At 73.1% G+C, this 20,145-nt stretch carries 20 protein-coding genes; 19 read left to right on the forward strand and 1 reads right to left on the reverse strand.

Going from position 1 to position 20,145, the window contains the following annotated elements:
• Nucleotides 1-23: 23 nt before the first annotated feature.
• Nucleotides 24-926 (reverse strand): LysR family transcriptional regulator, encoded by a 903-nt coding sequence (locus WDZ95_RS11960; protein WP_425778664.1) that lies wholly within the window; start codon nt 924-926, stop codon nt 24-26.
• A 102-nt stretch (nt 927-1,028) separates the two neighbouring features.
• Between WDZ95_RS11960 and WDZ95_RS11965 the strand changes: the two genes are divergently transcribed.
• From WDZ95_RS11965 to WDZ95_RS12055, 19 genes are all read left to right on the forward strand, one after another.
• A complete protein-coding gene (locus tag WDZ95_RS11965; RefSeq protein ID WP_425778666.1) occupies nt 1,029-2,021 on the forward strand; it encodes a Bug family tripartite tricarboxylate transporter substrate binding protein in 993 nt (330 codons plus the stop codon).
• An 11-nt stretch (nt 2,022-2,032) separates the two neighbouring features.
• Entirely contained in the window at nt 2,033-3,748 is a 1,716-nt protein-coding gene (locus tag WDZ95_RS11970; protein WP_425778668.1) for an FAD-dependent oxidoreductase, read from the forward strand.
• A gap of 112 nt (nt 3,749-3,860) precedes the next feature.
• Entirely contained in the window at nt 3,861-6,173 is a 2,313-nt protein-coding gene (mbhE, locus tag WDZ95_RS11975) for a hydrogen gas-evolving membrane-bound hydrogenase subunit E (RefSeq protein WP_425778670.1), read from the forward strand.
• On the forward strand, nt 6,170-6,583 hold the full coding sequence (locus WDZ95_RS11980; RefSeq protein WP_425778672.1) for an MnhB domain-containing protein: 414 nt from the start codon (nt 6,170-6,172) through the stop codon (nt 6,581-6,583). The genes mbhE and WDZ95_RS11980 overlap by 4 nt, the downstream gene beginning before the upstream one ends.
• A 2-nt stretch (nt 6,584-6,585) precedes the next feature.
• Complete coding sequence (locus WDZ95_RS11985; protein ID WP_425778674.1) at nt 6,586-6,948, forward strand: NADH-quinone oxidoreductase subunit K; 363 nt, start codon at nt 6,586-6,588, stop codon at nt 6,946-6,948.
• Nucleotides 6,945-8,510: a Na+/H+ antiporter subunit D gene (locus tag WDZ95_RS11990; protein ID WP_425778676.1), complete on the forward strand. Its 1,566-nt coding sequence runs from the start codon at nt 6,945-6,947 to the stop codon at nt 8,508-8,510. The genes WDZ95_RS11985 and WDZ95_RS11990 overlap by 4 nt, the downstream gene beginning before the upstream one ends.
• The gene (locus WDZ95_RS11995; protein ID WP_166225286.1) at nt 8,507-8,839 is read left to right on the forward strand and encodes a Na+/H+ antiporter subunit E; all 333 of its coding nucleotides are present in this window, start codon (nt 8,507-8,509) and stop codon (nt 8,837-8,839) included. Before WDZ95_RS11990 ends, WDZ95_RS11995 begins: the two co-directional genes overlap by 4 nt.
• Entirely contained in the window at nt 8,836-9,147 is a 312-nt protein-coding gene (locus WDZ95_RS12000) for a monovalent cation/H+ antiporter complex subunit F (protein ID WP_166225283.1), read from the forward strand. The genes WDZ95_RS11995 and WDZ95_RS12000 overlap by 4 nt, the downstream gene beginning before the upstream one ends.
• Nucleotides 9,144-9,980, forward strand: coding sequence for a monovalent cation/H(+) antiporter subunit G (gene mnhG / locus WDZ95_RS12005; protein ID WP_425778679.1), 837 nt, complete (start codon nt 9,144-9,146; stop codon nt 9,978-9,980). The genes WDZ95_RS12000 and mnhG overlap by 4 nt, the downstream gene beginning before the upstream one ends.
• A 31-nt stretch (nt 9,981-10,011) precedes the next feature.
• Entirely contained in the window at nt 10,012-11,475 is a 1,464-nt protein-coding gene (locus WDZ95_RS12010) for a sensor histidine kinase (protein WP_425778681.1), read from the forward strand.
• On the forward strand, nt 11,472-12,809 hold the full coding sequence (locus WDZ95_RS12015) for a sigma-54-dependent transcriptional regulator (RefSeq protein ID WP_425778683.1): 1,338 nt from the start codon (nt 11,472-11,474) through the stop codon (nt 12,807-12,809). Before WDZ95_RS12010 ends, WDZ95_RS12015 begins: the two co-directional genes overlap by 4 nt.
• Nucleotides 12,810-12,906: 97 nt before the next feature.
• Nucleotides 12,907-15,852, forward strand: coding sequence for a monovalent cation/H+ antiporter subunit A (locus WDZ95_RS12020; protein WP_425778685.1), 2,946 nt, complete (start codon nt 12,907-12,909; stop codon nt 15,850-15,852).
• Nucleotides 15,852-16,193, forward strand: coding sequence for a Na+/H+ antiporter subunit C (locus tag WDZ95_RS12025; RefSeq protein ID WP_425778687.1), 342 nt, complete (start codon nt 15,852-15,854; stop codon nt 16,191-16,193). The genes WDZ95_RS12020 and WDZ95_RS12025 overlap by 1 nt, the downstream gene beginning before the upstream one ends.
• On the forward strand, nt 16,193-17,839 hold the full coding sequence (locus tag WDZ95_RS12030; protein ID WP_425778689.1) for a monovalent cation/H+ antiporter subunit D: 1,647 nt from the start codon (nt 16,193-16,195) through the stop codon (nt 17,837-17,839). The genes WDZ95_RS12025 and WDZ95_RS12030 overlap by 1 nt, the downstream gene beginning before the upstream one ends.
• Nucleotides 17,836-18,324: a Na+/H+ antiporter subunit E gene (locus WDZ95_RS12035; RefSeq protein ID WP_425778691.1), complete on the forward strand. Its 489-nt coding sequence runs from the start codon at nt 17,836-17,838 to the stop codon at nt 18,322-18,324. Before WDZ95_RS12030 ends, WDZ95_RS12035 begins: the two co-directional genes overlap by 4 nt.
• On the forward strand, nt 18,321-18,599 hold the full coding sequence (locus WDZ95_RS12040; protein ID WP_425778693.1) for a K+/H+ antiporter subunit F: 279 nt from the start codon (nt 18,321-18,323) through the stop codon (nt 18,597-18,599). The genes WDZ95_RS12035 and WDZ95_RS12040 overlap by 4 nt, the downstream gene beginning before the upstream one ends.
• Complete coding sequence (locus tag WDZ95_RS12045; RefSeq protein WP_425778695.1) at nt 18,596-18,937, forward strand: Na+/H+ antiporter subunit G; 342 nt, start codon at nt 18,596-18,598, stop codon at nt 18,935-18,937. Before WDZ95_RS12040 ends, WDZ95_RS12045 begins: the two co-directional genes overlap by 4 nt.
• Before the next feature lie 48 nt (nt 18,938-18,985).
• Entirely contained in the window at nt 18,986-19,468 is a 483-nt protein-coding gene (locus tag WDZ95_RS12050; protein ID WP_166225261.1) for an acyl-CoA thioesterase, read from the forward strand.
• Nucleotides 19,469-19,627: 159 nt separating this feature from the next.
• On the forward strand, nt 19,628-20,140 hold the full coding sequence (locus tag WDZ95_RS12055; protein WP_425778697.1) for a Csu type fimbrial protein: 513 nt from the start codon (nt 19,628-19,630) through the stop codon (nt 20,138-20,140).
• Nucleotides 20,141-20,145 lie beyond the last annotated feature (5 nt).

Here is a 20,145-nt window from a genome sequence, read left to right on the forward strand (position 1 = left end):
CGCCCCCCGCGCAGGCTCCGGCGCTACAGCGTGGCCCGGATCTGTTCCACCAGCGCCTGCGCCGGCGGCGTGAGCCCGCGGCCGCGCCGGGTGACGATGCAGATGTCGCGCGACACGCGCGGCGCCGACAGCGGCCGCACCGCGAGCGCGCCCGCGGGCGCGGTGCGCGCATAGGCCGCCGGCATGATGGCCGCGGCCAGGCCGGCACGCGCCATCCACAAGGCGGTCGAGAGGAAGCTCACCTCGTGCACCACGCGCAAGCGCACGCCCGCGCGCGCGGCGCTGGCATCGATCAGCGGCCGCACGCCGTAGCCGGGCCGCACGGTGATCAGCGCCTGCTCGGCCAGATCGGCCCAGCGCAGCCGGCGCCGCGCGGCCAGCGGGTGCGTGGGGTGGCACACCAGCGCGAGGTGGTCGCGCACCAGGGTCTCGGTGTCCACATCGGCGCCGGCCTGCTCGGGCACGCCGATGCCGAAATCGGCCTGCGCGCCCACCACGCGGGCCACGAACTGGTCGGGCGCGCAATCGTCCACGGCCACGTGGATGCCCGGGTGGCGCTCTCGAAAGCGCAGCAGGGCCTCGGGCAGCAGCAGCTCGGCCAACGTGGGCGTGATGGCCAGCGCCACGCGGCCGCGGCGCAGCGCCGACAGCTCGCGCATGCCCGCGCCCAGGGTGTCGGCATCGCGCAGGATGCGCTCGGCCAGCACGATGGCCTCGTGCGCCGCCTGCGTGGGCTGCAGCGTGCGCGTGGTGCGCTCGAACAGGCGCGCGCCCAGCCCGTCTTCGAGCTGGCGCAGCGACAGGCTCACCGCCGACTGCGTGACCGCGAGCTGCTCGGCCGCGGCGCTCACCTTGCGCAGGTGGTACACGGCGGCGAAGGCGCGCAGCTGGCGCATGGTGGGCAGGAAGCGGGTGTCGGTATTCACGAGAAAAACTTGTCAATCGTTCGATAAGTTTCACTTTACGCATGAATGCGAAGCGGATGCAATGGGTGCTGCGATCGCCGAACAACACCAGGAGACAAGACCATGACCGCACCCACCCGGCGCCACGCGCTGCGCGCCACCCTGGCCGCCGCGGCGCTGCTCGCGCTGCACGGCACCGCCGCCGCCCAGGAACCGGCCTGGCCGACCAAGCCGATCCGCGTGATCGTCACCTTCCCGCCAGGCGGCAGTTCGGACGCCATCGTGCGCGCCATCGGCCCGCACGTGAGCGCCAAGCTCGGCCAGCCCCTGGTGATCGAGAACCGTCCCGGCGCGGGCGGCAACATCGGCCTGGCCGCCGTGGCCAAGGCCGAACCCGACGGCCACACCCTGGGCCTGGGCGCCGCGGGCGGCCTGTCGGCCAACGTGAGCCTGTACCCGCAGATGCCCTACGACCCGGTGAAGGATTTCAAGCCGGTCTCGCTGGTGGCCATGATCCCCTTCGTGCTGGTGGGCCATCCCTCGCTGGGCGCGCGCACCCAGGCCGAGCTGATCGCGCTGGCCAGGCGCGAGCCCGCCAAGGTGAGCCTGGGCCACGGCGGCAATGGCACGGCCATGCACCTCACGGCCTCGCTGTTCGAGCAGATGGCGGGCGTGAAGATCACGCAGATCGCCTACCGCGGATCGGGCCCGGCCGCGGTCGACGCGCTGGCCGGCCAGATCCCGCTCGCGGTGACCGACCTGCCCGCCGCGCTGCAGCACGTGCGCGCGGGCAAGCTGATCGCCTACTCGGTCACCAGCGCCAAACGCGTGCCGGCGCTGCCCGATGTGCCCACCGTGGCCGAGGCCGGACTGCCGGGCTACGAATCGGTGGGCTGGTTCGGCATCGTCGCGCCCGCGGCCACGCCCGACGCCATCGTGAACAAGCTCAACGCGGCCATCGTGGACGCGCTCAACGACCCGGCCATCCAGGCCAGCGTCCGCAACATCGGCGTGGAACCCGCGCCCTCCACCCCCAAGGCCTTCGGCGACTACATCCGAAGCGAAACCGTGAAGTGGGGCCAGGTGATCCGCAACGCCGGCATCAAGCTCGAATGAAACCCTCCGCCATGCACACCCCCGCTACCGATGCTTTCGACACCGACGTGCTCGTGGTGGGCGCCGGCCCCGTGGGCCTCACGCTCGCCATGGATCTCGCGGGCCGCGGCCTGCGCGTCACCGTGGCCGAGCTGCGCGCCTACCAGGAGCCGCCCAGCGTCAAGTGCAACCACGTCGCGGCGCGCACCATGGAGCGCTTTCGCCAGCTCGGCGTGGCCGACAAGCTGCGCCGCGCCGGCCTGCCCGACGAGCACCCCAACGACGTGGTGTTCCGCACCACGATGACGGGCCTGGAGCTCACGCGCATCCCCATCCCGAACCGGCTCGAGCGCTTCACCGACAACGGTGGCCCCGACACCTGGTGGCCCACGCCCGAGCCGCCGCACCGCATCAACCAGATCTACCTCGAGCCCATCCTGCTCGAGCACGCCGCGGCCCTGCCCGGCGTGACGCTGCTCAACCGCACGCGCATGGACGGTTTCGAGCAGGACGCGCAAGGCGTGAGCGCCACGCTGCAAGCGCTCGACGGCGGCGCGCCCCGGCGCGTGCGCGCGCGCTACCTGGTGGGCTGCGACGGCGGCTCCTCGGGCGTGCGCAAGGCGATCGGCGCGCAGTTCGAGGGCACGGCGGTGATCCAGCGCGTGCAGTCCACCCACATCCGCGCGCCCGGCCTGCTCGATCGCCTGCCCGGCGAGCGCGCCTGGTGCTACTACGCGGTGAACCCGCGCCGCTGCGGCACGGTGTTCGCCATCGACGGCCGCGAGACCTGGCTGGTGCACAACCACCTGCACCCGCACGAGACCGAGTTCGACGCGGTCGACCGCGACCAGAGCATCCGCCACATCCTGGGCGTGGGCGCCGATTTCGAGTACGAGGTGATCTCGCGCGAAGACTGGGTGGGCCGCCGCCTGGTGGCCAACCGCTTCCGCGACCGCCGCGTGTTCATTGCCGGCGACGCCGCACACCTGTGGGTGCCCTACGCGGGCTACGGCATGAACGCCGGCATTGCCGACGCGCTCAACCTGTCGTGGCTGCTGGCCGCGCAGGTGCAGGGCTGGGCCGACCCGGCCATGCTCGACGCCTACGAGGCCGAGCGCCAGCCCATCACCGAGCAGGTCTCGCGCTTCGCCATGGACCACGCGCAGAAGATGATCAAGGCGCGCAGCGCGGTGCCGCCCAACATCGAGGCCGACGACGCCGCGGGCGCGGCCGAGCGCGCGCGCATCGGCGACGAGGCCTACCGGCTCAACGTGCAGCAGTTCTGCTGCGCGGGCCTGAACTTCGGCTACTACTACAGCGGCTCGCCCATCATCGCGGGCGACGGTGAAGCGCCGCCGCCCTACTCCATGGGCGACTTCACGCCGTCCACCGTGCCGGGCTGCCGCGCGCCGCACTTCTGGCTGGCGGACGGCCGATCGCTCTACGACGCCTTCGGCCCCGGCTACACCTTGCTGGTCACCCGGCCCGGCGCCGACGCCGCGGCCCTCACCGAGGCCGCGGCCGCCGCGGGCGTGCCGCTGCGGGTGCTCGACGTGTCGGCCGAGGCCGCGCGCCCGGCCGAGTACCGCCACGCGCTGCTGCTGTGCCGGCCCGACCAGCACGTGGTCTGGCGCGGCCAGGCCGTGCCCGCCGACGTGGCCGCGCTGGTGCAGCGCTTGCGCGGCGCCGCACCGGGCAGCGCGTTCACCCCGGGCAACGCGGTCGAGGCCGAACGTTCAGTTTCCTGAACACGCGGGCCGCGCGCGCGCCGGCAAGTCCTTGATCTGAAAGACCCGGGCCCGCACGCGCGGCCCGGCACGGCACTTGCGCAGTCTGGGCAGAACCCTGCCCGGCCTGCCCATGTTCCTCACCCTCGCCGTCTTCGCCGCTGTGCTCTGTGCGCCCCTGATGTGGGCGCTGCTGCGCTGGCGCGCCGCGCTCGCCGGCCTGGCCTGGCTGCTGCCCGCCGCGCTGTTCGTGGTCTTCGCCACGCTATGGGCGCCGGTGCGCGACGCCGGCGCCGTGGTCGAGCTCTGGCCCTGGATCCCGAGCCTGGGCATTTCGCTCGCGCTGCGCGCCGACGGCCTGTCGCTGCTGTTCGCGCTGCTGATCACCGGCATCGGCACGTTCATCTTCCTGTACGCCGCGCGCTACCTGCACGGCCACGCCGACCTCGCGCGCTTCTTCGCGCGGCTCACGCTGTTCATGGGCGCCATGCTGGGTGCGGTGCTGGCCGACGACCTGATCGCGCTGCTGGTGTTCTGGGAGCTCACCAGCCTCGCGTCCTTCCTGCTGATCGGCTTCACGCCCGAGCAGGCGGCCTCGCGCCGCTCGGCCCAGCAGGGCCTGCTGATCACCGTGGGCGGCGGGCTCGCGCTGCTCGCGGGCGTGGTGCTGCTGGGCCAGGCCACGGGCACGCTGCGCGTGTCCGAGCTGCTGGCCATGGGCAGCCTGGCCGAACTGCCCGCCGCGCCCTGGATCATCGTTCTGGTGGCGCTGGGCGCGTTCGCCAAGTCGGCCCAGGTGCCGCTGCACGCCTGGCTGCCCAACGCCATGGTCGCGCCCACGCCGGTGTCGGCCTTCCTGCACTCGGCCACCATGGTCAAGCTCGGCGTGTACCTGCTCGCGCGGCTCAACCCGGCCTTCGGCGAACACGCCCTGTGGACCGGCCTGCTGCTCACCGCGGGCCTGGCCACCATGCTCACCGGCGCGCTGCTCTCGCTGCGCGAGACCGACCTCAAGCGCGTGCTCGCCTACTCCACCGTGGTGTCGCTGGGCACGCTGGTCACGCTGATCGCCCTGCCGCACCCGCTGGCCGCGTCCGCGCTGGTGGCCTTCCTCATCGTGCACGCGCTCTACAAGGCCTGCCTGTTCATGGTGGCCGGCATCGTCGACCACGAGGCCGGCACGCGCGACAGCACGCAGCTGCGCGGCCTGGCGCGACGCATGCCGCTGACCGCGGGCATCGCGCTGCTCGCGGGCCTGTCCATGGCGGGCCTGCCGCCCTTCGTGGGCTTCGTGGCCAAGGAACTGGTGTACGAGGCCCAGCTCACCGCCACCGCTTCGTGGCTGCCGGTGGCCATCGCCATCGCGGCCAACGCGGTGATGGTGGCCGTGGCCGGCGTGGTCACGGTGCGCACCTTCTGGGGCCCGCTGCGGCCCACGCCGCAGACGCCGCACGACCCGCCGCTGGCGCTGTGGCTGGGCCCCGCGCTGCTGGCCGCGCTCGGCCTGGTGCTCGGCCTGGCCCCGGGCCTGGCGGGCGCGCTGGTGGCCAGCGCCGCCAGCGCGGTGGCCGGCCACGCCACCGGCGCCACGCTGTCGCTGTGGCACGGGCTCACGCCCATGCTTGCGCTGAGCGCGTTGACCTTCGCACTGGGCCTGGCGATCCTGCGCGGCTGGGACCGGCTGCACCGCGTGCTGGTGGCGCGCGAGGCGATCCGCCGCCACGGGCCCGACGCCGCCTACGACCGCGCCATGAACGGCCTTGCGCGCCTGGCCACCTGGCAGACGCAGCGCATCCAGAGCGGCAGCCTGCGCCGCTACGTGGGGGCCACGCTCGCGGTGGTGGGCCTGGCCCTGGGCGCCACGCTGTTCACGCAGGGCGCGCTGGCCTGGCCGTCGCTGGCCGGCGCGGCCTCGCTGCACGCGCTGCTGCCCGCGCTGCTGGTGCTGGCCGCGCTGGCGGTGGTGCGCGCCGAGGGCTTCGTGCGCGGCATCGTGGCCGCGGGCATGGTGGGCTTCGGGCTGGCGCTGGTGTTCCTGTTCCACGGCGCGCCCGACCTCGCCTTCACCCAGTTCTCGGTCGAGGCCGTGGCCATCGTGGTGCTGCTCGCGGTGGTGGCGCGCATGCCCTTTGCCACGCCCGACCGGCGCCCGGCCGGCCAGCGCCGCCGCGACGCGCTGATTGCGATCGGCTTCGCCGCGGTGGCCACGCTGGTGCTGCTGTCGGTGCTGGCCACGCCCTTCGACGCGCGCCTGTCCGACTTCTTCCGCGCCGCGAGCGTGCCCGAGGCCCACGGCCGCAACCTGGTGAACGTGATCATCGTGGACTTCCGCGCGCTCGACACGCTGGGCGAGATCACGGTGCTCGCGCTCGCGGCGCTGGCCGCGGCCGCGGTGCTCGCGGGCACGCGCCGCCGCACCACCGACCGCCCGGAGGACACCGAATGAACTCGCCCATCCTGGCCGTGGCCGGCCGCGTGCTGCTGCCGCTGGCCCTGCTGTTCTCGCTCTACCTGCTCTGGCGCGGCCACAACGAGCCCGGCGGCGGCTTCGTGGGCGGCCTGGTGGCCGCGGCGGGCTTCACGGTGCACGCGCTGCCGCGCGGGCGCGAGGCACTGCTGCGCGCGCTGCGCTGGCCGCCCACCGGCATTGCCGCCGCGGGCCTGGTGCTCGCGCTGCTCTCGGGCCTGCCCGGGCTGCTGGGTGACAGCGCCTTCCTCACGCACCAGTGGCACTTCTGGCCCAACGGCTTCGGCCTAGGCACCACGCTGCTGTTCGACATCGGCGTGTACCTCGCGGTGCTCGGCGCGGTCTGTGCCTTCGTGGGCTTCTACCTCGGCGACGACGCCGCCCCCTGACCATGGAAACCCTCTACGCCCTGGCCTTCGGCGTGCTGCTGGCGGCCGCGCTCTACCTGCTGATGTCGCGCCACCTGCTGCGCATGGTGCTGGGCCTGCTGCTGCTGGGCAACGCGGTGAACCTGGCCATCTTCGTGGCGGGCCGCCTGGGTTCGGCCGTGCCGCCGCTGGTGCCCGAAGGCGCGAGCGGCCTGGCCGTCAGCGCCAACCCGCTGCCGCAGGCGCTGATCCTCACGGCCATCGTCATCTCGTTCTCGCTCGTGGCCTTCACCGTGGTGCTGTTCGAGCGCGCCCACCACGCGCTCGGCACCACCGACCCCGACGCCATGCGCGAGGCCGAGCCCGCCCAGGGGGGGACAGCATGACGCCGTTGTCGCCGCACCTGCTGCTCACGCTGCCCGTGGCCGTGCCGCTGGCCACGCTCGCGCTGTGCGCGCTGCTGCACAGCCGGCCGCGTGCGCAGCGCGCGGTGAGCCTGATGGGCAGCGCGGGCCTGCTGCTCGCGAGCCTGCTGCTGCTGGGCGCCGTGTTCGACGGCGCGGTGATCGCCACCCAGTTCGGCGACTGGGCCGCGCCCTTCGGCATCAGCTTCGCAGCCGACCTGCTGAGCGCGGCCATGGTGGTCATCACCGGGCTGATGGCGGTGGCGGTGTCGGTCTACGCGCTGGCCGACGGCGCGCGCGAACGCGAGCGCGCGGGTTTTCATGCGCTCTACCACGGCCTGCTGCTGGGCGTCACGGGCGCCTTCCTCACGGGCGACCTGTTCAACCTCTACGTGTGGTTCGAGATCATGCTGATCGCCTCGTTCGGCCTGCTGGTGCAGGGCGGCACGCGCGCGCAGCTCGACGCGGGCGTGAAGTACGTGGTGCTCAACCTGCTGGTGACCACGCTGTTCCTGCTCGGCGTGGGCCTGCTCTACGGCCTCACGGGCACGCTCAACATGGCCGACCTCGCGCGCAGCCTGCCGCAGGTGCAGAACCAGGGCCTGGTGGCCACGCTGGCGGTGCTGTTCCTGCTGGCCTTCGGCGCCAAGGCCGCGGTGTTCCCGCTGTTCTTCTGGCTGCCCGCGGCGTACCACACGGCGAGCGCACCGGTGGTGGCGATCTTCGCGGCGCTGCTCACCAAGGTCGGCGTGTACGCGCTGCTGCGCTGCTTCACCCTGGTGTTCGCGGGCGTGCATGGCCTGATCGGCCCGGTGGTGGGCGTGCTGGCCGCGCTCACCATGGTCACGGGCGTGCTGGGCGCGGCCGCGCACTATGACGTGCGGCGCATCCTGTCGTTCCATATCGTGAGCCAGATCGGCTACATGCTCGTGGGCCTGGCCGTGGCCACGCCGCTGGCCATCGCGGGCGCGGTGCTCTACGTGCTGCACCACATCGTGGTCAAGGCCAACCTGTTCCTGATCGCGGGCGTGCTGCGCGTGGCCGGTGGCTCCCACGACCTCAAGCGCATCGGCGGCCTGCACCGCAGCGCGCCACTGCTCGCGCTGCTGTTCGTGGTGCCCGCGCTCTCGCTCGCGGGCCTGCCGCCGCTGTCGGGCTTCTGGGCCAAGTTCGTGGTGATCCGCTCGAGCCTGGAGGCCGGGCACGTGGCACTGGCGGTGACCGCGCTGGCGGTGGGCGCGCTCACGCTGTATTCGATGCTCAAGATCTGGAACGAGGCCTTCTGGAAGGCGCCCACGACGCTCTCGCAGCAGGCCGCCGCCGCTTGGCACGCCCGCGGCCGCGAGCGCGTGCTGCTGCTCGCGCCGGTGGCGGCGCTGGCCGGGATCACGCTCACCATCGGCCTGTGGAGCGAGCCCTTCGTGGACTTCGCGCTGCGCTCGGCCGACCAGTTGCTGGGCCACGAGGCCTACACGCAGGCGGTGCTCGGGAACGCGGCGCCCGTGACCGCCCCACCTGCGCCGCCTGAGGAGCTGCTGCCATGAGACCCCTGCTTGGACGCGCGCGCGCCTGGTGCGTGCTGGCCGCCCTGTTCGCGCGCGAGCTGCTGTTCTCGGTGCGCGACGTGGTGCAGGCGGTGCTGCGGCCGCAGCGGGTGCAGCGCAGCGGCATCGTGGCCGTGCCGCTGTCGCTGCAGAGCGAGTTCGGCGTGGCCTTGCTGGCCAACCTGGTCACGCTCACGCCCGGCACCACCAGCCTGCACGTGTGCCCGCGCCGGCGCGTGCTCTACGTGCACGCCCTGCACCTGGGCGAGGACACGGTGGCCCAGATCCAGCGCGGCTTCGAGCGGCGCGTGAAGGAGTGCGTGGAATGAACGACACCCTGTTGCAGGCGGTGATCGCCCTGAGCGCGCTGCTGCTGGCCGCAGCCGCGCTGGCGGCGGGCGTGCGCATCGTGCGCGGCCCGGCCGCGGCCGACCGCGTGATCGCGCTCGACATGCTGGGCCTGCTCGGCGTGGCCGCCGCGGGCCTGGCCGCGCTGGTGTCCGACGCGCCGGCCTTCGTGGACGTGGCGCTCGGCGTGGCGCTGGTGGGCTTCCTGGCCACGGTGGCATTTGCGGGCTTCATCGCGCGCGGCCGGCTGGCCGAGGGGCCGCAGCAGGCGCCCGGAGACATGCCATGAATGCGCTGGTCGAAACCCTGGGCGCGCTGCTGCTGCTGGCCGGCGCGCTGCTGTGCCTGCTGGCCGCCGTGGGCGTGTTGCGCCTGCCCGATTTTTTCCTGCGCACGCACGCCGCCACCAAGGCCGGCGTGGCCGGCAGCGGCCTGGTGCTGCTGGGCGTGGCCGCGCTGCTGGGCGAGCCCGGCGTGTTGCTCAAGGCCGCGCTGGCGGTGCTGTTCCTGCTGCTCACCACGCCGGTGGCGGGCCACCTGATCGGCCGTGCGGGCTACGTGAGCGGCGTGCCGCTGTGGCGCGGCACGCACGAGGACGCGCTGGCCGGTGTGCTGCCGCGCGCCGGCGAGCCGGACGCCGAAGCGCATGGGGATGGCCACGCGGACGGCCCGCCGGTGCGGCGCGTGGTGCTCGCGCTCGCGCACGGCCCCTTCATCGACGCCGCGATCGCGCAGGCGGTGCTGCTGGCGCAGCGGCACGGCGCCGAGCTGCACGGTGTGGCCGTGATCGATGTGCCGCGGCTGCAGAACGTGGGCCCGGTGCCGATCGGCGCCGGCTGGCACGCGCAGCGCATGCGCGAGCACCGCATCGCCCAGGCGCGCCGCGCGGCGGCCGACGTGCTGCAGCGCTTCGAGGCCGCGGCGCGCGCCAGCGGGCTGCGCTGGAGCGCCCGCCTCGACGAGGGCGCGCCGCGCGCGCTGCTGCGCGAGCACTGCGACGCCCACACCCAGCTCGTGCTGGCGGCAGGGGCCTGGTTCGACCAGGGCGTGCTCGGCCTGCGCGTGGACGTGGCGCAGCGCCTGGACCTCGCGCTGCCACGGCCCTTGCGGGTGCTGGGCTGAGCCGTAGGGCCACGGCGTCTACGATCGGGGCATGCCCCGACATGCCCTGATGCGCTGGCTGCAACGCCTGCCCATGACCGCCCGCCTGCCCCTGGCGCTGGTGGCGGTGGTGCTCGTGACGGCGCTGGGCACCACGCAGATCGCGCTGCAGGGCCTGCTCAACCAGGTCGAGGCGCAGATCGGGCGCACCGGGCAGGTCTACCTCGACGGCATGGCCGCGGGCCTGCTGCCGCCGGTGATGCGCGCAGACACCGAAGGCATGCGGCGCGCGCTCGACGAATCGCTGCGCATGCACCAGGGCCTGGTGGACCGCCACCTGTTCCTGCTCGACGCGCAGGGCCGCATCCTGGCCCGCGCCGACCGCGCCGGCCTGCCCGACGCGCCGCTGCCCGCCGAGGTGGTTCAGCGGCCGCGGGGCGCGCGCATCGACACCGCCGACAGCAGCTACTGGGTGTGGCGGCCGCTGGCCGACGAGCGACTGGCTCGCGACGGCCAGCCCGGCGCGCTGACCGTGGTGGCCAACCTCGACCTCACCGACTACGTGGCCGAGCGGCGCGCGCTGTGGTGGCGCGTGGCCGCGTTCAACCTCGCCATCGGCCTGGGCTGCGCCGGCCTGGGCCTGTGGGTGCTGCGCCGGCTGCAGCGCCCGCTGGACCTGCTCACGCGCCACCTGCAGCAGGCCGGCGAGGCCGGCCCCGCGCCGGTGCCGGCCGACCAGGTGCCCGCGGGTGACGGCGAAACCGCGCGGCTGCTGCGCGCCTACAACCGCATGGCCCTGGCCGCGCGCGAGCGCGAGGCACTGATCGCGCGCATGGCCGAGCAGGAACGCGAGGCCGTGCTCGGCCGCCTCGCGGCCACGCTCGCGCACGAGGTGCGCAACCCGCTCGCGGGCGTGATCACCGCGGTGGACACGCTGCGCAAGTTCGGCGACCGGCCCGACACCCGCGAAGAAGCGCTCGATTTCATGGAGCGCGGACTGCGCGTGCTCGGCGGCGTGGTCGACGCCACGCTGGCCACGCACCGCCCCGCGAGCGAGCCGCGCGCCTTCGGTCCGCAGGACCTGAGCGACCTGCAGCGCCTGCTGCAGCCGCACGCGCAGCGCGCCGGCGTGGTGCTGGAGATCGACGGCGCGCTCGCGCACGAGCTGCCGCTGGCCGGCGGCGAGGTGCGCCAGGTGCTGCTCAACCTCATGCTCAACGCCATCGAGGCCTCGGCGCCCGGCAGCCGCGTGAGCCTGCACTGCGAGCCGCTGCCCGACCGGCTGCTGCTGCGCGTGACCGACGAGGGCCCGGGCCTGCCCGCGCCACTGGCCGACAGCCTGGAGCGCGGGCAGCCGCCCGAGCAGGCCGCGGGCCTGGGCGTGGCCGTGGTGGTGCGGCTGGTGCAGCGCCTGCGCGGCCGCGTGGCCGTGGATGCACACTCGGGCCGCGGCACGCACATCCGGCTCGAACTGCCCTTCGACGACGGCCCCGCCGCCGACACCGACCGCCCATGACCCCCACCGACGCCCCCCTCCACGTGCTGCTGATCGAGGACGACGCCGTGCTCGGCGGCGCGCTCGCGCAGCGCCTGCGGCTCGAAGGCTTTCGCGTCGAGCACGCGGTGAACGCCGCGCAGGCCCTGGCCGCGCTGCGCCAGGCCCGACCCGATTTCGTGCTCAGCGACATCCGCCTGCCCGACGGCTCGGGTGAAGACCTGTACCGGCGCGCGCTGCCCCACCTGGGCGACACGCCCATCGTGTTCGCCACCGCCTTCGCCGAGGTGGGCCAGGCGGTGCGCCTGATGCGCGCTGGCGCCGACGACTACCTGACCAAGCCCTTCGACGTCGAACGCCTGGTGCAGCGCATCCGCGAGCTGGTGCCCGCGCGGCGCGAGCCCGGTGCGGCCACCCAGGGCTTCGGCCTGTCGCCGGCCACCGCGCGGCTCGCGGCCGATCTCGATCGCCTGGCCGGCCGCGACGTGCCCGTGCTGCTGCGCGGCGAGACCGGCGTGGGCAAGGAGGTGGCGGCGCGCGTGCTGCACGAGCGCTCGGCGCGCGCCGCCGAGCCCTTCGTGGCCGTGAACTGCGCCGCGGTGCCGCGCGAGCTCATGGAAAGCCAGTTCTTCGGCCACGAACGCGGCGCCTTCACGGGCGCCACGGGCGCGCACGCGGGCTGGTTCGAAGAGGCCGGCGCGGGCACGCTGTTCCTCGACGAGATCGGCGAGCTCGATCCGCGGTTGCAGGCCGCGCTGCTGCGCGTGCTGCAGGACGGCGCCTTTCGCCGGCTCGGCGGCCGCCAGGACCTGCACTTTCGCGGCCGCCTCGTGGCCGCCACCAACGCCGACCTCGGTGCGCGCATCGCGGCGCGCGAATTCCGCGAAGACCTGTACTACCGGCTCGCGGTGGTCGAGCTCTGGGTACCGCCGCTGCGCGAGCGGCCGGCCGAGGTGCTGGCGCTCGCGCAGGGCTTTGCGCAGCAGGCCGCGCAGCGCCAGGGCCTGGCCGCGCCCGCGCTGGCCGCCGAGGCCCAGGCCGCGCTGCTGGCCCACGACTGGCCGGGCAATGTGCGCGAGCTGCGCAACCGCGTCGAACGCGCGCTGGCGCTGGCCGAGGGCGACACCCTGGGCAGCGCCGACCTGTTCCCCGAACGCGCGCTCGACGAGCCCGCCGGCGCGCCCGCCACGCTGGCCAGCGCGCGCGAGCAGGCCGAGCTGGCGCAGATCGAGCGCGCGCTCGAACTCTCGGGCGGACGGCTGGCCGAGGCCGCGCAGCGCCTGGGCGTGTCGCGCACCACGCTCTGGAAGCGCCGCAAGAAGCTGCTCGGCGAGGGGGCGCGGCAGTCAGGTTGAAGTCAGATGAAGACATCTGAAAGCAGGTTCAAGGCACTTGCAGGGCACATGCCGGGCATTTGAAGGGGCTTGGCCCATCGCCGCTTAGACTCGGGGGATGCCCTTTTCCCTCTTTCTGTTGCTGTTGCTCCCCTTCGTGGGTTGCGGCGTGGCGGCCCTGCTGCCCACGAACGCGCGCAACCTCGAGTCCCTGTGGGCCGCGCTGGTGGCCCTCGGGGTGGCCGTTCCCCTCGCCCTGCTCTATCCCGAGATACGCGACGGCGCCGTGCTGACCGAGCGCCTGGCCTGGCTGCCCTCGCTGGGCATGGACCTGGTCGTGCGCATCGACGGCTTCGCCTGGATGTTCGCGATGCTGGTCAGCGCCATGGGCCTGCTGGTGATCGTGTACGCGCGCTACTACCTCTCGCCCGACGACCCGGCCGCGCGCTTCTATTCGCTGCTGCTGGGCTTCATGGGCGCCATGCTGGGCGTGGTGCTCTCGGGCAACCTGGTGCAGCTGGTGGTGTTCTGGGAGCTCACCAGCGTGTTCTCGTTCCTGCTGATCGGCTACTGGACGCACCGCAAGGACGCGCGCCGCGGCGCGCGCATGGCCTTCACCGTCACCGCCACCGGCGGGCTGTGCCTGCTGGCCGGTGTGCTGCTGCTGGGCCACATCGTGGGCAGCCTGGAGCTCGACGCCGTGCTCAAGGCCGGCGCGGCGGTGCGCGAGCACGCGCTGTACACCCCCGCGCTGCTGCTCATCCTGCTGGGCGCGCTGAGCAAGAGCGCGCAGTTCCCGTTCCACTTCTGGCTGCCGCATGCGATGGCCGCGCCCACGCCGGTGTCGGCCTACCTGCACTCGGCCACCATGGTGAAGGCCGGCGTGTTCCTGCTGGCGCGGCTGTGGCCGGTGCTCGCGGGCACGCCCGAGTGGTTCTGGATCGTGGGCGGCGCGGGCCTGGCCACGCTGCTGCTCGGTGCGTACGCGGCCATGTTCCAGAACGACCTCAAGGGCCTGCTCGCGTACTCCACCATCAGCCACCTGGGCCTGATCACGCTGCTGCTGGGCCTGAACAGCCCGCTGGCCGCGGTGGCCGCGGTCTTCCACATGATGAACCACGCGACCTTCAAGGCCTCGCTCTTCATGTCGGTGGGCATCATCGACCACGAGACCGGCACGCGCGACATGCGCCGCCTCGACGGCCTGTACCGCAGCATGCCCATCACCGGCACGCTGGCCATCGTGGCCTGCGCGGCCATGGCGGGCGTGCCGCTGCTCAATGGCTTCCTGTCCAAGGAGATGTTCTTCGCCGAGACCGTGTTCGTGAGCGCGAGCCCGCTGATCGAACACGGCCTGCCGCTGCTGGCCACGCTCGCGGGCCTGTTCGCGGTGGTCTATTCGCTGCGCTTCGGGCACGACGTGTTCTTCGGCGCCCCGCCCGACTGCCCGCGCCAGCCCCACGAGCCCGTGCACTGGATGCGCGTGCCCGTGGAGCTGCTGGTGCTGGCCTGCGTGGTGGTGGGCACGCTGCCGGCCTGGTCCATCGGGCCGCTGCTGGCCACCGCGGCCACGCCCGTGGTGGGCGGCGACCTGCCCGCCTACAGCCTGGCGGTCTGGCACGGTTTCAACACGCCGCTGGTGATGAGCCTGATCGCCACCGCGGGTGGCCTGCTGGTGTACCTGCTGTTCGGGCAGCGCTTCAAAAACCGCGACAGCAGCCGCGCGCCCGGCCTGTTCGGGCTCGATGGCAAGCGCGTGTTCGAGGGCCTCATCGCCCTGCTGTCGGACGGTGCGCGCCGCGGCGTGCGCTGGCTCGGCACGCGGCGGCTGCAGCCGCAGCTCGCGGCCATGATCGTGATCGCCGGCCTCGCGGGCCTGGGCTCGGCGCTGATCGTGCCGCTGGCCTGGGGCGACCGTCCGCGCGTGCCGCTGGCGCCCGAGTTCGTGCTGCTGTGGGTGATCGGCGGCGCCTGCGCGCTGGGCGCGGCGGTGCAGGCCAAGTTCCACCGGCTGGCCGCGCTGATCATGCTCGGCGTGGTGGGTCTGGCGGTGTGCATCACCTTCGCCTGGTTCTCGGCGCCCGATCTCGCGCTCACGCAGCTCGCGGTCGAGGTGGTGACCCTGGTGCTGTTCCTGCTCGGCCTGCGCTGGATGCCCAAGCGGCTCGAGGACGAGCCCGGCGCCATGGCGCGCACCTACTGGCGCCGCCGCCGCGACCTGCTGATCGCGGTGCTGATCGGCGTGGGCCTGGCCGCGCTGTCGTATGCGCTGCTCACGCGCAAAGCGCCGCTGTCGATCTCGCCCTTCTTCATCGAAAAGGCCCTGCCCGAGGGCGGCGGCACCAACATCGTCAACGTGATGCTGGTCGACTTCCGCGCCTTCGACACGCTGGGCGAGATCACGGTGCTGGGCATCGTGGGCATCACGGTGTACGCGCTGCTGCGGCGCTTTCGCCCGCCCATGGAGGTGATCGACCAGCCCGCGCAGCAGCGCGCGGTGCCCCAGAACGTGGAGAGCGACCTCGTCACGCGCGAAGACGGCGACACCCCGCAGCGCTACCTCGAGGTGCCCGCGGTGCTGGTGCGCCTGCTGCTGCCGGTGGCCGCGGTGTTCGCCTTCCACCTGTTCATGCGCGGCCACAACGAGCCCGGCGGCGGCTTCGTGGCCGGCCTGGTGGTGGCCATCGCCTTCATAGCGCAGTACATGGTGAGCGGCACGCGCTGGGTCGAAGACCGCATGCGCCTGCTGCCACCGCGCTGGATCGCCTACGGCATGGCCATCGCGCTGGCCACCGGCCTGGGCTCGCTGGCGCTGGGCTACCCCTTCCTCACCACGCACACGGCGCACGTCACCTGGCCGCTGGTGGGCGAGGTGCACCTGCCCACGGCCGCGCTGTTCGACGTGGGCGTGTTCGCGGTGGTGGTGGGATCGACGCTGCTGCTGCTCACGGCGATCGCGCACCAGTCGCTGCGCGCGCGCCGCCAGCAGGCGGCGCAGGAGGACGACGCCCAGGCGCCCGAACCGCCGGCCCTGCCCACCCCCACCGTGAAAGGAGCCGTCTGATGGAAGTCGTCGTTTCGATCGCCATCGGCGTCATGGCCGGCGCGGGCGTGTGGCTGGTGCTGCGCCCCCGCACCTTCCAGGTGCTGATCGGCCTGGCCCTGTTGTCCTACGCGGTCAACCTGTTCATCTTCAGCGTCGGCAGCCTGTCGGTCGACGCCGAGCCCATCGTGCGCGCCGGCGTGCCGGCCGACCTCACGAACTACACCGACCCACTGCCGCAGGCCCTGGTGCTCACCGCCATCGTGATCGGCTTCGCCACCACGGCCCTGTACCTGGTGGTGCTGCTGGCGCTGCGCGGCCTGTCGGGCGGCGACCACGTCGACGGTGTGGAGGAACGCTGATGATCCCCGCCACCGCACACCTCCTCGTGGCCCCGGTGCTGCTGCCCATGGGCACGGCCGCGCTCATGCTCATGCTGGGCGAGGGCAACCGCCGCCTGAAGGCGGTGATCAACACCGCGTCCACGCTGACCGGCCTGCTGCTGGCCGTGTGGCTGCTGCTGCGCGTGCAGGCCGACGGCACCGCCGCGCTCGGCGTGTACCTGCCCGGCAACTGGCCCGTGCCCTTCGGCATCGTGCTCGTGGCCGACCCCCTCGCCGTGTTCATGGCCGTGCTCGCGGGCGCCGTGGGCCTGGCCGCGCTGCTGTTCGCGCTCGCGCGCTGGCAGCACGCGGGCGTGTACTTCCACGTGCTGTTCCAGCTGCAGCTCATGGGCCTGTACGGCGCCTTCCTCACCGGCGACCTGTTCAACCTGTTCGTGTTCTTCGAGGTGCTGCTGGCCGCCAGCTACGGCCTGCTGCTGCACGGCGGCGGGCTGGCGCGGGTGCGCGCGGGCCTGCACTACATCTCGATCAACCTGCTGGCCTCGCTGCTGTTCCTGATCGGGGTGGCGGTGATCTACGGCGTCACGGGCACGCTGAACATGGCCGACATCGCGGCCAAGATCGCGCTGATCGCACCGGGCGACCGCGGCCTGCTGCACGCGGGCGCAGCCATCCTGGCGGTCGCCTTCCTGGCCAAGGCCGCGCTGTGGCCACTCAACTTCTGGCTGCCGCCCGCCTATGGCGCGGCCAGCGCGCCCTCGGCCGCGGTGTTCGCCATCCTCACCAAGGTGGGCGCGTACGCCATCCTGCGCCTGTGGACGCTGTGCTTCCCGGCCGACGCGGGCGGCGCGTCGGCGGGCTTCGGCGGCCCGGTGCTGGTCTGGGGCGGCCTGGCCACGCTGGCCTTCGGCGCCATCGGCATGCTGGCCTCGCAGCAGCTCGGGCGGCTCGCGGGCTACAGCGTGATCGCGTCCTCGGGCACGCTGATCGCGGCCATCGGCTTCGACGCGCCCGCGCTCACCAGCGGCGCGCTGTTCTACCTCGCGAGCTCCACGCTCGCGGGCTGTGCGCTGTTCCTGCTGGTCGAGCTGATCGAGCGCGCGCGCGAGGTCGAAGAAGGCCCCGAGGACCTCGACGATGGCAACTACGCGCTGCCGGCCTTCCTCGACGCCGAGCCGCCCAAGGGCATCAACCTCGACGACAACGAAGAGGCGCTGATCGGCCGCGCCATCCCCGCGGCGCTGGCCTTCCTGGGCGTGGCCTTCACGGTCTGCGCCATGGTGATCGCAGGCCTGCCGCCGCTCTCGGGCTTCGTGAGCAAGCTCAGCATGCTGCAGGCCCTGCTCGATCTGGGCAGCGCGCCGGCCTGGTGGCTGTTCACGCTGCTGATCGGCTCGGGCCTGTTCGCGGCCATCGCGCTCATGCGCGTGGGCGTGCGCCACTTCTGGACCGCGCAGGACCGGCCCGCGCCGCGCCTGCGCGTGGTCGAGACGCTGCCGATCGCGGCGCTGCTGGCCGCCGCGCTGCTGCTGGTGGCGCAGGCCGAGGCGGTGCTGGGCTACACCCGCGCCACCGCCGAGGTGCTGCACGCGCCGCGCCTGTACATCGACGCCGTGCTGGGCACGCGCACCGTGCCCAACCCGGTCAAAGGAGCGCAGCCATGAAGCGCCTGATCCCTTCGCCCTGGCTGTCCTTCGGCCTGTTCCTGGGCTGGCTCATGCTCAACCGCAGCACCAGCGCGGGTCAGCTGCTGCTGGGCCTGGTCGTGGCCATCGTGGCGCCGCTGCTGATGGCGCCGCTGCGGCCCACGCCCGGCCCGCTGAGCCGCTGGCTCACGCTGGCGCAACTGATCGCGCGCGTGGGCCGCGACGTGGTGGTGTCGGCGATCCAGGTCGCCGCGGGCGTGGTGCGCCTGCGCCGCGAGCCGCCGCGCGGCCGCTTTGTGGTGGTGCCGCTCGACCTGCGCGACACGCACGGCCTGGCCGCACTGGCCATGATCACCGCGGTGGTGCCGGGCACGGTGTGGACCGAGATCGCACCCGACAACGGCGCGCTGCTGCTGCACGTGTTCGACCTCGACGACGAAGCCGCCTTCATCGCCCATTTCAAGGCCGACTACGAGCGGCCGCTCCAGGAGATCTTCGGATGAGCCCTTTCCTCTCGATCGCGATCGGCGCGACGCTGGTGCTCTACCTCGTCGCCATGGGCATCGGCCTGATGCGCCTCTTCAAGGGCCCGAGCGCGCAGGACCGCGTGCTCGCGGTCGACTTCATGTACATCGTGGGCATGCTGGTCATGCTCGTGCTCGCCATCCGCTACGACAGCGAGATGTACTTCGAGGGCGCGCTGCTGATGGTGCTGTTCGGCTTCATCGGCTCGGTGGCCCTGGCCAAGTTCCTGCTGCGCGGCGAGGTGATCGAATGACGCTGCCGCCCTGGTCCGAAATCGCCGTGGGCCTGCTGCTGCTGGCCAGCGGAGTCGTGGTGCTGCTGGCCGCGCTGGGTCTGCGCCGACTGCCCGATTTCTTCTCGCGCATGCACGCGCCGGCGCTGGCGTCCACGCTGGGCGCGTGGATCGTCACGCTCGCATCCATCCTGCACTTCAGCACGCGCGGCCACGGGCTGTCGCTGCACGTGTGGCTGATCATCATCGTGCTGTCCATCACCGCGCCGGTGACCACCATCGTGCTCGCGCGCGCCGCGCTGTTTCGCCGCCGCCAGGCCGGCGATGCGCTGCCGCCGCCGCTGCGCGGGCCGCGCTGAGCGGGCCGCGTGTACAGTCCCAGCCCTTCGCAGCCCGCCAACGCCCCCATGGACCTCCCCGCCCACCAACTGAGCATGACCGTGCTCATGACGCCCGACATGGCCAACTTCTCGGGCAACGTGCACGGCGGCACCGTGCTCAAGCTGCTCGACCAGGTGGCGTACGCCTGCGCCAGCCGCTACGCCGGGCGCTACGTGGTCACGCTGTCGGTCGACCAGGTGATGTTCCGCCAGCCCATCCACGTGGGCGAGCTCGTGACCTTCCTCGCCTCGGTGAACCACACCGGCCGCAGCTCGATGGAGATCGGCATCAAGGTGGTGGCCGAGAACATCCGCACGCAGGTGGTGCGGCACGCCAACAGCTGCTTCTTCACCATGGTCGCGGTGGACGACGACGGCAAGCCCGTGGCCGTGCCGCCGCTGCGCCCCTTCACCCCCGACGAGCGCCGCCGCCACGACGCGGCCCTGGTGCGCAAGCAGCTGCGCCAGGACTACGCGGCGCGCACCGAGGCACTGCGGCAGGCGGGCTGAGGAAACCCCGGCCACGGCCCTGCGGGGAATGCTGGACACCGCCCGCGGGGAGCGCCCGCAGGGGGGCCGAACGCCCTCAACAAACGCTCACGGATCGCCGACAGTGACGGCAGCACCAGGCCACGCATGGCCCGGCCGCCGACCCACACGGAGGATCCGATGTTCAAGCGCACCGTTCGCCCCACCCACCGCCTGGCCCGCCGCCTGGCACTGCCGCCCCTGCTGGTCCTGCTCGCCCTGCCCGCCTGGGCCCAGAGCAGCGCCACCTTCACCGTCACCGCCACCGTGCTGCCCGCCTGCACCGTGATCGGCGGCGGCGCACTGGCCTTCGGCATCGTCACGCCCGGCAACCAGTCCGACGGCAGCGTGAACGTGACGGCCATCTGCACCGTGGGCACGCCCTACACCCTCTCGCTGAGCGCTGGCACCGGCACCGGCGCCACCATGACCCAGCGCCGCATGACCAGCGGCGCCGACACCCTGGTCTACGGCCTGTACCGCGACGCCGGCCGCACCCAGCCCTGGGGCGACGGCACGGGCGGCTCGTCGACCGTGGCGTCCACCGGCACCGGCCTGTCGCAGAGCTTCACGGTCTACGGCCGCGTGCCCTCGAGCGCCACGGCCACGGTGGGTGTCTACCTCGACACCATCACCGTCACCGCCACCTACTGAGGCCG

The organism is Hydrogenophaga sp. T2, from assembly GCF_049843535.1.
Taxonomy (GTDB): domain Bacteria; phylum Pseudomonadota; class Gammaproteobacteria; order Burkholderiales; family Burkholderiaceae_C; genus Hydrogenophaga; species Hydrogenophaga crocea.